Below are 11913 nucleotides of genomic sequence, written 5' to 3' on the forward strand. Positions count from 1 at the left end.
TGGTGTTACCCGTGCAGTCAGGCCGCGCTCAGGACAAGCCGACTGACGTGTGGGCGGACGGTGTCAGAGGATGGTGAAGGTGTCGGTCGAGAGGAAGAAGCCCCGTGGTCCGGTCCCGCCGGCCTGGATGCAGGTGAGTCCGTCCCTGGCTGACGTGCAGGTGATGGTGAGCCCCGACCGCAGCGGTGCGGTCACGCTCTGGCCATAGGCCAGCGTGTGGGGCGACTGAAATCCGTCGCCCTGGATGATCGTCGCGCACGGCTGCTTGGGTGCACCATCGAAGAAGCCGAATCGCACGGCGTTGCCCTGCTCGACGCCGGGGTAGAAGTCGCAGAGTGCGTCACCGGCGACGGTGTGCGGATACTCCCCGGTTTGGCACGCCAGCCCGCCGTCCACGAAGCGGCACTGAATCTCACCGCTCGGCATGGCGAACGAGTGGAACGAGTACTGCGGGCCTTCCGGGACGTCCTCGACGAAATCCGAGAGGGGCCGCGATGCGGCCGGAGCGGGCGCCTGTGCGTTACCGGGTGCCCCGGTGCTCGGGCCGCTGCCCGTGGCAGAGGGGGCGCTCGGCATCGACGACGTGACGGGGACGGTCGAGGCTGAGACCGACGATTCCTCGGGCGCGGCGGAGCAGCCCGCCATCACAGCGGTGAGAACGCCGGCGGCGACTGCAGCCGCGCGGAGACGTGCAGTGGTCGTCATCGATTGTCCCGTTCAGTTCATGGGCGGGGGCGTTTCGTCGATCGCGCGGGGGTGGACGAGTTCGATCACACGGTAGCGGGCGGGTAGCCGACGCAGGCGTGTGACGTTTCAGTTACGTGTTGCACACCGTTTCCGACGTCTCCGCCCCCCAATTTCGGCCGCGTTCACTCTGTCGTCATCACCACCTTGGTAAGCACGAGGAACGCGGTTTCGAGGCTGATTCGCCGAAACCGCTTATCTGGCAGCCTTCTTGGAGAGCAGGCGAGACGGACGGTCGTCTGAGGCCACCGTTGCTCGCGCCCGCCGTCTCGCCGATGATGCCGGTGCAACCGCCGTCCGCCGGCGCATCGAGCCCTTGTTACGGCTTAAAGGATGTTGTTGGTGAACGGCGGCAGCCAGCCGGGCTCGTCGGGCAGCACGGTGTTGGGCGCTACCGGGTAGGTCTCCTGTGACAGCGTGTTCTCGGGGTACGCGTGAGGGCTGCAGTCCACCATCGAATTCACCATGGTGTCGTCTCCGTCGCCGGAGGTGTTCGGACTATTGAGGCAGGGCGATCCGAGGTACAAGGCCGGGGAATAGATGGTCCTCGTGCGTTGCCAGGTGCCATCCGACTGCTGTGGGCCGTCGCAGATCTTGCGACGCTGCATTCCCAGCGGACCCCAGTGGATGGTTTCGCATCCGATTCCGGGGCCGGGCACGGGGCCGGGGTCGGCGTGGCCGTAGGCGGGGATGCCCATCGGAACCAGCGTTGCCGCGGCGGCCAGGACGGCTCCGCGTGTGACGCGGCGCGTCCAGTGGGAAATGGTGGTGTTCATTGCATTCTCTTTATCACGGTGTTCATTCGAATGGTTCGAAATGGATAGGGGTCACCCGGCGCTCGAGAGTGCGTTGAGCTTGCGTCCCCGAACGTAGACCTCGGCGATCGAGGTTTCGCGCAGTCCCATCAGGAGGGCGAACAGGGTTTGGTCGCGGGCGAGTTCGGGATCGGCGGCGCGGTAGGCATTGGCGAGCAGGCCCTTGAGGGCGTCTTCGGGTTCCACGACGATGAAGTCGGCCTCCTTGCCGGTGTCGAAGTTGCCGAAGCGGTTCTCCATGTCCAAGGCTCGGGCGCCGGCCAAGGTGCCCACGAAGAGCATCTCGGCGGGGTGCATGGAGACACCGTCGTCGCCGGGTTCGGTGATGTGCTGCTTGAAGGCGTCACCGAGGACGCGGGAGATCAGCCATTCGTCGCCGCCGCCGAAGTCGGTGCCAGAGGAGATGTTGACCCCTGCGGCGACGGTGCGCTTCCAGGGCATGGTGCCCGACCCGAGGAACAGCTGCGAGACGGGGCAATGCGAGATGGAGGTGCCGGTTTCGGCCATCCGCTCGAGTTCGACGTCCTGGCAGTGCACGCAGTGCGCGAGGATGGTGCGCTTGCCCAGCAGGCTCTTGCCGCCGACCTGCGAGCCGGGCAGGAACTTTCCGTCGTAGGTGTCGAGGTAGGAGTCGACCTGGTAGGTCTCCTTGGTGGTGTCGACCTCGCCGGTGCCGGGGCGGTTGTTCTCGTTGAGGTGGCTGTGGACGTAGACGCCGCGGTCGCGCACCTCGTCGTACAGTTCGCCGAGGTTCCTCAGCGTCTCGGTGGTCACCGACAGGGCGAAGCGCGGGACGATCGCGACGTGCAGCAGGGCGGTGTCGACGTCGCCGGTGTCGGCGGCGTGCCACTTGTCGATCTCCGAGCGGGTGAGGCGGATCGCGTCGTCCTCGGATGTGATCAGCGGTTGGGCGGTGTCACCGCCGACGGTCTGTATGCCGCGGCCGCTGACGATCCGTAGCCCGACGTCCTTGGTGCGTTCGAACAGCGAGTCCTGGGCGTGCGGGAACGCCGACCCGAACACCATGGCCGCGGTGGTGCCCGCGGCGATGCGGCGGTTGCAGAACTCCACGGCCGCCCTGGCGGCGAAGGCGGGGTCTCCGAACTTGCTCTCCGAGGGAAAGATGCACAGGTTGAGCCACTCCAGGAGCTGCCCGCCGCCGTAGGAGTCCCCAGCGTAGGTCTGGGGGAAGTGGATGTGGGTGTCGACGAAACCCGGGATGAGGTAGCCGCCGCGGCGGTCGTTGACCGGGTCCAAGGCGTATTCGCCTGGCAGGGAGTCCCGTTCGCCGCAGTACACGATGGTGCCGGCATCGTCGACGACCAGCGCGCCGTCGGGAATGGATACCAGGGCCTGTGCGGCCTCGGTCACCAGTGGATTGCCTGCGATGTGAAAGACGTGCCCGAGATGGACCTGCGTCATGACTTCTCCCTCAGTGGTTGCGACGGTTCTGATTGTGATGCGGCGAAGGCTTTGCCGCGCGACGACGTCGCCCACGCCAGCAGGGCGAATGCGGTGACACCACACGCGACGTAAAGCCAGCCCGGGGTTCCCTGGTCGTTCTCTGGGAGCACGCCGACCGCGGCGAGAGCAACGCTGACGGTGAGATAACAACCGGCGCTGGCTATTCCACCTACCAACCCCAGATTCCTGGTGGACAGGCTGAGCGCCAGGCCGTACATCTGCGGGCACAGCACACCGCATCCCGCCAACGCCAACGCGGCAGCGTCGGGGTGTAGACGTCCAGCGGTATGTGGCTCAGCGCGATGATGGACAGCAGGATCGCCACGATGTGCTAGGCGGACCCGATCCGACGGTTACGGTTGCAGTCCAGAACTGCACCGTGACGAGGTAACAGATCACTACCCACGCCGCTTTGCTCACGAGCACCAACGCGACAGCTCCCGACGCCGATCCGAGGTCAATCAGGCGTCGTAACGCACGCTGCCCGCCGCGATCACGTGGTGTGCTCAGCAGGAAGGTCACTGTCACAACCAGCTTCGCGCAGCCGCTCGACGGGGATCGAGTGGTCATTCCACCGGCACTGGAGTCGAATGCATTGCATCGGAATGTTCCACGCGACGACGCACGATTCCCGTGACTTGCTCACTTCGCGACGATGCGGCTGTCATGGTGACCAGAAGGCCGTCGGCAAACGGGCTTGCCGGCTACTCAGACCCCTGCGGGGTCGGCGAGTACGGGCGCGAAGGCCATCTCGGCCGCGCCGATGGCCAACGTGTCGGCGCCGAGCGTGGCGGGCACCACCCGGACCAGATCGCCCGGCGCACCCATGCTGCGTCGCGCCAGTTCCTCGCGCAGTACGGAGGGGGCATAGGCACAGAAGACCCGTAGGAACCCTCCGAGCACTATCAAACCCGGGTTGAGCATGTTGACGGCGTTGCCGAGCGCGATGGCGAGCAAGCGTGTTTGACGGTCAAGTTCGTCGCGCTCGGCGCGGAGGGCATCCGGTGGCGGCAGCCGGCGTTCCGTCACGCCGTCCAATTCGGCCAGGAGCCGGGTCAACGGGGCCTGGACGACCTCGGTCTCGAGGCAGCCGACGCTGCCGCAGTGGCAGGTCTGCCCACCGCCGACGTAGGTGTGCCCGAGTTCGCCCGCGTATCCGGCAAGTCCCTCGAGGAGGCCGCCGGCTACCACGAAGCCCGCGCCGACGCCACTGGGACCGCCGTTGACGTAGATCAGATGACGGGCATCGTGATGGTTGCCGAACAGGTGCTCTGCGATTGCCCCCACGTTCGCGTCGTTGGCGGCATGGGTCGGCAAGCCGGTTGCCGCGCTGAGCATCTGGCCGATCTCGGCGTCACGCCAGTCCAGGTTCGGTGCATGCCGAACCGACGAATGCGGCCCGTGCACCAGCCCGGGTACCGCTATCCCGACGGCCGTCACCGACTGTTCGGCATGCAGGTTGGCGCGAAGGTCCTCGATCACCTCGGCTGCGATCGTCACGGTGTCGGCTGCGGTCGGGATCTGATCGGTCTGGCGGCGCACCGTCTCGAGTACTACACCGCCCATGGCAACGAGTCCGACCGTCACGGCGTCGACCTCGGGTGTGACCGTCACCGCGAGGACGCGCCGGCCGGGACGCACGATGAGGCTGGGCCTGCCGACCTGCGTAATCGACTCCGCCGGTGACTCGTCCACCAAGCCGCGCGCTACGAGTTCCTCGACGAGAGCCTTTGTAGTGGAACGTGATAGGCCCGTGTGGCGGGTCAAGTCCGCCCGGCTGAGGGATCGATGCCGGTGTACCAGCGTCAACACGCTCGACAGGTTGCGCCGCCGAACGTCGTCGGTGCTGGTGCCCACTCGGGCGGCCCGGCGCGCCTGCATCCCGTCCACCTGCCGCCTCACATTCGTCCTTGACAGTGGCGTAGGCCACATCTTATGTTCGAGCCGCGAACAAACTAGCACCGCGCGGCCGAGCAGCCCCAGTGTTCCCGATTCTCGAGGAGTTCCCATGACCGTCCTGGAGTCCAGCGCCCCGGTACTCGAGGGTGTGACCCCGACCCCTGCCGACAAGTTCTCGTTCGGCCTGTGGACGGTCGGCTGGACCGGGAGCGATCCCTTCGGCGTCGCCACGCGGCCCTCGCTCGACGTCGTCGAAGCCGTCGAGCGGCTCGCCGAATTGGGCGCCTACGGGCTCACCCTGCACGACGACGACCTGTTCGCCTTCGGCAGCTCCGACGCCGAACGCAGGCGGATGATCGGCCGACTGACGACGGCGCTCAGCGCCTCCGGTCTGGTGGTCCCCATGGTGACCACCAACCTATTCACGCAGCCGGTGTTCAAGGACGGCGGGTTTACCAGCAACGACCGCGACGTCCGCCGCTTCGCCTTGCGAAAGGTGTTGCGCAACATCGACCTGGCCAGCGAACTCGGTGCCGAGACCTTCGTGCTGTGGGGCGGACGCGAAGGCAGCGAGTACGACTCGGCCAAGGACGTCCAGGCCGCGTTCGAGCGCTATCGCGAGGCGATGGACTTGCTGTGCCAGTACGTGATCGATCAGGGTAGCGGCTTGCGGTTCGCCATCGAGCCCAAGCCCAACGAGCCGCGCGGCGACATCCTGCTGCCCACCGTGGGGCATGCGCTGGCCTTCATCGACACCCTCGCCCACCCGGAGATGGTCGGCGTCAATCCGGAGACAGGCCACGAGCAGATGTCGGGGCTGAACTTCATGCACGGCATCGCGCAGGCCCTCTACAGCGGCAAGCTCTTCCACATCGACCTCAACGGCCAGCGCGGAATCAAGTTCGACCAAGACCTGGTGTTCGGCCACGGTGACCTCGCCAATGCGTTCGCGTTGGTGGACCTCCTCGAGCACGGTGGGCCGAATGGTGGCCCTGCGTACGACGGACCACGGCACTTCGACTACAAGCCGAGCCGCACCGAGGACGCATCCGGAGTGTGGGCATCCGCGTCGGCCAACATGCGGATGTACCTCTTGCTACGGCAGCGTGCCGCCGCCTTCCGTGCCGACCCGGCCGTGCAGGAGGCGCTTCGGGCGGCAAAGGTGCCCGAGCTGCGGCAGCCCACTCTGAACGAGGGTGAAACCTACGCCGACCTGCTTGCCGATCGCACCGCGTACGAAGAGTTCGACGCGGACGCCTATTTCGGCGAAAGGGGTTGCGGCTTCGTCGCTCTCAACCAGTTGGCGATCGAGCATCTGATGGGAGCCCGGTGACGCCAATTCCCTCCGGTCCGAACTCGATTGCGTTATACGTGATCCCACTCAACCAGAACCCGTGCGTGACCGAACCGGAGGAATCTTCGTGAATCGAACCACCAATCTCTTCCTCGCCGCCGCCGTGGGCGTCAGCCTGACCCTGACCCTCTCGGCCTGTGGGTCCAGCTCCGACTCGTCGAACTCGTCCGAGGCCGGCAGCGGCAAGGTCGGTGTCATCCTTCCGGACACCAAGTCCTCGGTCCGGTGGGAAACGAAGGACCGGCCCGCCCTGGAGGCTGCCTTCAAGGCTGCCGGCGTCGATTACACGATCCAGAACGCCGAGGGATCCGCCGACACGATGGCGACCATTGCCGACGGGATGATCGCCGACGGCGTCACCGTGCTCGCCCTCGTCAACCTCGATTCCGACAGCGGAGCCTCGATCCAGCAGAAGGCTGCCACCCAGGGGGTCAAGACCATCGACTACGACCGGCTGACCCTCGGCGGGCAAGCCGACGTCTACGTGTCGTTCGACAACACCAAGGTCGGCGAACTGCAGGGCCAGGGTCTCGTCGACTGCCTCGCGGGCAGGCCGTCGAACGTGGTGTTCCTCAACGGTTCTCCCACAGACAACAACGCGACTCTGTTCTCCAAGGGCGCTCATTCGGTGATCGACGCGACGCCGTCGGTGAAGAACGTGGGCGAGCAGGCGGTGCCCGACTGGGACAACGACGCAGCAGTCACCATCTTCGAACAGCTCTACACCGCGGCCAACGGCGCCGTCGACGGCGTGTACGCAGCCAACGACGGGCTTGCCGGTTCGGTCATCTCCATCCTGGAGAAGAACAAGCGCGCGGGCCAGGTTCCGGTCACCGGTCAGGACGCCACCGTCGAGGGCCTGCAGAACATCCTGGCCGGAACGCAGTGCATGACCGTCTACAAGTCGGCCAAGGAAGAGGCGAATGCGCTCGCCGACGTTGCGATTGCACTCGCGCAGGGCGATGAGCCGAAGACGACGAGCACCTCGCGTGACGACACCGGCAACCGGGACGTCCCCTCGGTGCTGCTGACCCCGAAGTCGATCACCAAGGACAACGTCAACGTGGTCTTCGACGACGGCGGACAGGCTAAGGAAGAGGTGTGCTCCGGCCAGTTCGCCGCCATGTGCACCGCCGCGGGAGCCTGAGCGCCGTGACCTCCGTCGTCGAACCGGAGTCGCCCAACGCCCCGCTGCTCGAACTACGTGGCGTCAACAAGAGTTTCGGGGTCGTCCACGTCCTTCACGACGTCGACTTCCGGGTCCATCCCGGCCAGGTGACCGCCCTGGTCGGGGACAACGGAGCCGGAAAGTCGACCCTGGTCAAGGCGATCGCCGGAATCCATCCGATCGATACGGGCACCTACCTGTTCGAGGGCCGGCCGGTCACCGTCCGCAGCCCGAATGACGTGGCAGCTCTCGGGGTCGAGGTCGTCTACCAGGATCTGGCGCTGTGCGACAACCTCGACATCGTCGAGAACATGTTCCTGGGGCGCGAACTCAAGACCCGGGGGATGCTCGACGAGGCCCGGATGGAGACCATGGCTCGCGAGGCGCTGACGTCGCTGTCGGTGCGCACCGTCAACTCGGTCCGGCAGACGGTGTCGAGTTTGTCTGGTGGGCAACGTCAGACCGTCGCCATCGCGAAGTCGGTGCTGTGGAACTCCAAGGTGGTGTTGCTCAACGAGCCGACCGCCGCGCTGGGCGTGGCACAGACCAAGCAGGTGATCGACCTGGTGCGTGGCCTGGCCGACCGCGGCTTGGGCGTGGTGCTCATCTCGCACAACATGAACGACGTCTTCGACGTCGCCGACCGAATCTGCGCGTTGTACCTGGGGCGGGTGGCCGCCGACGTGAAGGCCTCCGACGTCACTCACGGTCAGGTGGTGGAACTCATCACCGCCGGGAGATCCGGCAACCTCGGTCTGGCGCCTGCGCAGGCCGCCGAGTCGATGTGAAAGTGCCGTGCATGATCGAGACACGAATCCGAGGGACCGCGACGTGACCACCGAAACCGGCGCTGTGAGTTCACGATCCGACGTGTCCCTGGCCGACTCCGACTTCGCCGGCGACGCCCGCGCCGATCAGACGTTCGGCGACGCGGTGCGCGGCTATGTGCAACGCGTACGCGGCGGCGACATGGGATCGCTGCCTGCGGTCTTGGGTCTGGTCGTGCTGTTCGTGGTCTTCGGTCTGGCCAACGACCGCTTTCTGTCCGCGCTGAACCTGGCCAACCTCGTGACCCAGGCCGGATCGATCTGCGTGCTGGCGATGGGGTTGGTATTCGTACTGCTGCTGGGCGACATCGACCTGTCCGCGGGCGTCGCAGGCGGCGTCTCGGCGTGCGGGATGGGGCTGATCGTGGCCAACCTCAGCTGGCCGTGGTGGGCGGCCATCCTCGTGGCCATTGCCAGCGGCGCACTGATCGGCCTCGTCATCGGCATGCTGCGAGCCAAACTGGGCATCCCGTCGTTCGTCGTGACCCTCGCGTTCTTCCTCGGGCTGCAGGGGGTGACGCTCAAGCTGATCGGCGAGGGCGGGTCGGTCCGTGTCGACAATCCGGTGATCCGCGGGCTGACCATCAGCAACGTGCCCGTCGCCATCGGCTGGACGATCGCCGTGCTGGTGGTCGCGGGGTTCGCATGCCTAGAGATCTTCCAGTACCGGCGGAAGAAGGCCCTGCGTCTCGCGAACTCCCCGTTGGGCGTCGTGATTGCGCGGATAGTCGCGGTGGCGGCGGTCGTCCTGGGCGTCACGTTCGTCCTCAGCGTCAACCGCAGCGTCAACCCGCGGGTCGAGATCAGTGGGATCCCGTACGTGCTGCCGTTGATCCTGTTGCTACTCATCGTGATGACGGTGGTGCTCAAGCGCACGTCGTACGGCAGGCACATCTACGCGGTCGGCGGCAACGCGGAGGCTGCGCGCCGGGCGGGTATCTCCGTCGACCGCATCCGGGTGACGGTGTTCATCGCGTGTTCGTCGCTGGCAGCGCTGAGCGGGATCATCGCGGCCTCCTACGCCGGCAAGGTGTCGGCGTCCTCCGGGGCGGGCAACACGCTGCTGTACGCGGTGGGCGCGGCCGTCATCGGTGGCACCAGTCTGTTCGGCGGAAAGGGTCGAGCGCTGGACGCCGTCATCGGTGGCGTGGTGGTCGCAACCATCGCCAACGGCCTTGGCTTGCTGAACCAGTCGTCCTACATCAACTTCCTCGTCACGGGTGGTGTGCTGCTGCTCGCGGCGAGCGTCGACGCCATATCTCGTCGGCGGCGGTCGTCGACGGGACTGTCCTAGATCGGCGACCAGTCTGCCGATCCGTCTCGCTCAGCGTGGCTTTCGCCCTTGTTACGCTGTCTCATGCCACGAAGAATGAGTGACGAACAGATTGCGGCGTATGTGGATAGCCGCCCATCGTGGGCGGTCCTGAGCACCATCGAGACGGATGGCTTCCCGCACTCGGTACCCCTAGGATACTTCCGCCTGGGCCGCGACATCGTCATGGGTGTCCGAGACGGGACGCGCAAGGTGGCCAACGTCGAAGCCAACCCGAACGTGAGTGTCATGCTCGAAGACGGCTCGACGATGGCAGATATTCGGGGTGTCATGTTCCAGGGTCACGCCCGCATCGTTCGCGAACCGGAGGAGGCACTTCAGCTCGCGAGAGAGGGTGCCAGGGCACGGGGCGTGCCAGAGCCCGAATGGCCCACCGAACCGAGACCAGGCGCCGCCTACATCCGCATGACGCCCGTCAAGACGCTGTCCTGGGATTACTCGAGTCCGACGGCAGACGAGGCTTAGGTTCGCTCGGAACCCCCCAGGCCCGGCGGAGCGACGAGCCGGGTGAGGGTGCGCCTGCGGTTCGTCCTTGCGCGTGACAGGCTTGATCCCGACCTATCGCCGAGACGACGGGAGTGTTCTGATGACGCCGAGGTTGGCGCTCGGACTGCGCCTCGCCGCCGCTCTCGCCGTGGTCGGCACCATGGTGGTCGTCGGCTGGGTGCAGCGATCGCCATGGGTCGTCCTACTGGCAACCCCCGTCTTCACGGTCCTGTACGCCCTGGGGAAGTGGAATGCGTGGAAACTGGCCCGGCGCAACGGTGGTGGACGACAGATCGCCCTATCGACGCTGGTAACGCTCCCCATCCAGGCGGTCGTGGCGGGGGTCTTCTACGTCCTCGGGGTGGGCTTGGGGCGGCTCGTCGTCGGCAACCGCGCATTGGCGCCGTTGACGGCAGCGGACACCATCACCATGGCGCTGCTCCTCGTGGTCGGCACGGCCATCAGCGTCGCCGTCATCCGACTGGAGAGCACTGCGCCCGCGAAAGCCACCGGGCCATCGGCACCGGGAGGCCCGCTCACCGCTGACGCGGTGAACGTCGAGCCGGAGATCGAACTGGACATCGATCCCAGCCCGCTGACGCTTGACACGTTCTTCGTTTCGCCGGAGCACTGGCGCACCAACGCCGCACGGGAGGCTCTCGAGTCCCGTTCAGGCCCGGTTCGAAAACCGCCGTCGGCCGCTGACGAGGACATGATCGCCGCGGCGGAGACGCGTCTCGGCGTACGCCTGCCCGACACCTTGCGCGCGCTGTACCGCGTGCTGAACGGCGGGTACGTCGGATGGCTGTACGTGCCGCTGGTGCCGAATCCAAGGCCCGTGTACGACGACTGGCGTGGCGCGTTCTCGATTGACTACTCATCGTTGGCGTCCCTCGAGACGCTGCGCACGGTGGCGGAGCACTACGCGGACTTCACCCACGACCCCGAAGACCTGCCCGAGAACGCGGAGCACCTCATCGTGCTGCAGGCGCGGTACGGCGACATGACGCTGCTCGACTACTCCGGCGGACCGCCGCCCCGAGTACTGCTCGTGAACTACGACAAGGCGCCAGGTGAAGACCCGGTGGACCTTGCGTTCGACGACTTCGACCAGTTCTTCGCGGCACTGCGAGGCGAACGGGACCGCCTGCGCACCGAGACGCCCAAGCGGGATCTCGGCCCATCCATGGGCGAGGCGCCTGACGACCAGTGGGCGGGACGCTTCTGGGGCACCTCCGACCCGCACGCCTTCTACCGCAATGCGGTCCAACGCCAGGACGGCACGGAACCCAGGCTGGCGGCCGACGACGCTCTGGTTGCTGCCACCCAGGACCGGCTCGGGCTCGAACTTCCCGCCAACCTCGTCGCGCTATGGCGGGAGCGCAACGGCGGTGGCGTCGCCGCGCGGTTCGTTCGGTTCAGCGAGGACGCTGCCGTGCGAGACGTCGAGATCATGCGCTTCCCGGTACCGCTCGAACACGTGGTCACGCTCGCCATGCTGTCCAACCGAATGGAGTTCGCGCCGAACGAAATTCCCTGGGATCGCGCGCATCCGGGATCCGAGAGGCTTGTCGTGCTGGAGGCGGACCACGACCGCGCAGTCCTGCTGGACTATCGAGACCGTCGCGACGACGACCCCGCCGTGCTCGTCGTCGATGATCTCGGCCGTCCGCTTGCCGAGGCGCTGCGGTTCGAACGCTTCGACGACCTCCTGACCCAGCTCTGCTTCCAGCTCGGACGTTGGGACGACGTGTCGGTGCCGCGCGAGGCCGATCTGGCCGAGGCTTGAGACTCTCGGCCGGCCGGAGTCAGCCCCGAGCGAA

Annotated in this window: 10 protein-coding genes; 6 read left to right on the forward strand and 4 right to left on the reverse strand. The window is 66.5% G+C overall.

Annotated elements, in window-relative coordinates; genetic code table 11:
• Window positions 1–63: 63 nt before the first annotated feature.
• The 4 genes from G6N61_RS19035 to G6N61_RS19050 all read right to left on the reverse strand — a co-directional run bounded on the left by G6N61_RS19035 (window position 64) and on the right by G6N61_RS19050 (window position 4904).
• Window positions 64–705 carry a hypothetical protein gene (locus G6N61_RS19035; RefSeq protein ID WP_163919918.1) on the reverse strand — a complete coding sequence of 214 codons (642 nt, stop codon included), beginning with the start codon at window positions 703–705 and terminating at the stop codon, window positions 64–66.
• A 365-nt stretch (window positions 706–1070) separates the two neighbouring features.
• On the reverse strand, window positions 1071–1520 hold the full coding sequence (locus G6N61_RS19040; protein ID WP_163919919.1) for a CDGP domain-containing protein: 450 nt from the start codon (window positions 1518–1520) through the stop codon (window positions 1071–1073).
• Window positions 1521–1571: 51 nt separating this feature from the next.
• Window positions 1572–2981: an amidohydrolase family protein gene (locus G6N61_RS19045; RefSeq protein ID WP_163919920.1), complete on the reverse strand. Its 1410-nt coding sequence runs from the start codon at window positions 2979–2981 to the stop codon at window positions 1572–1574.
• Between the two features lie 750 nt (window positions 2982–3731).
• Entirely contained in the window at window positions 3732–4904 is a 1173-nt protein-coding gene (locus G6N61_RS19050; RefSeq protein ID WP_163924936.1) for an ROK family transcriptional regulator, read from the reverse strand.
• Window positions 4905–5031: 127 nt separating this feature from the next.
• On the opposite strand from G6N61_RS19050, the gene xylA reads away from it, so the two are divergent.
• From xylA to G6N61_RS19080, 6 genes are all read left to right on the forward strand, one after another.
• Window positions 5032–6255, forward strand: coding sequence for a xylose isomerase (gene xylA, locus G6N61_RS19055; RefSeq protein ID WP_163919921.1), 1224 nt, complete (start codon window positions 5032–5034; stop codon window positions 6253–6255).
• 88 nt (window positions 6256–6343) lie between these two features.
• Window positions 6344–7423 (forward strand): sugar ABC transporter substrate-binding protein, encoded by a 1080-nt coding sequence (locus G6N61_RS19060; protein ID WP_163919922.1) that lies wholly within the window; start codon window positions 6344–6346, stop codon window positions 7421–7423.
• 5 nt (window positions 7424–7428) lie between these two features.
• Window positions 7429–8232 (forward strand): ATP-binding cassette domain-containing protein, encoded by an 804-nt coding sequence (locus tag G6N61_RS19065; RefSeq protein ID WP_163919923.1) that lies wholly within the window; start codon window positions 7429–7431, stop codon window positions 8230–8232.
• Window positions 8233–8275: 43 nt separating this feature from the next.
• Window positions 8276–9565, forward strand: a complete 1290-nt coding sequence (locus tag G6N61_RS19070) for a sugar ABC transporter permease (RefSeq protein WP_179973491.1) — start codon at window positions 8276–8278, stop codon at window positions 9563–9565.
• 75 nt (window positions 9566–9640) lie between these two features.
• On the forward strand, window positions 9641–10069 hold the full coding sequence (locus tag G6N61_RS19075; protein ID WP_163919925.1) for a pyridoxamine 5'-phosphate oxidase family protein: 429 nt from the start codon (window positions 9641–9643) through the stop codon (window positions 10067–10069).
• A gap of 121 nt (window positions 10070–10190) precedes the next feature.
• Window positions 10191–11879 (forward strand): SMI1/KNR4 family protein, encoded by a 1689-nt coding sequence (locus G6N61_RS19080; RefSeq protein WP_163919926.1) that lies wholly within the window; start codon window positions 10191–10193, stop codon window positions 11877–11879.
• Window positions 11880–11913: the final 34 nt, after the last annotated feature.

This window comes from Mycolicibacterium arabiense, from assembly GCF_010731815.2.
Classification (GTDB): domain Bacteria; phylum Actinomycetota; class Actinomycetes; order Mycobacteriales; family Mycobacteriaceae; genus Mycobacterium; species Mycobacterium arabiense.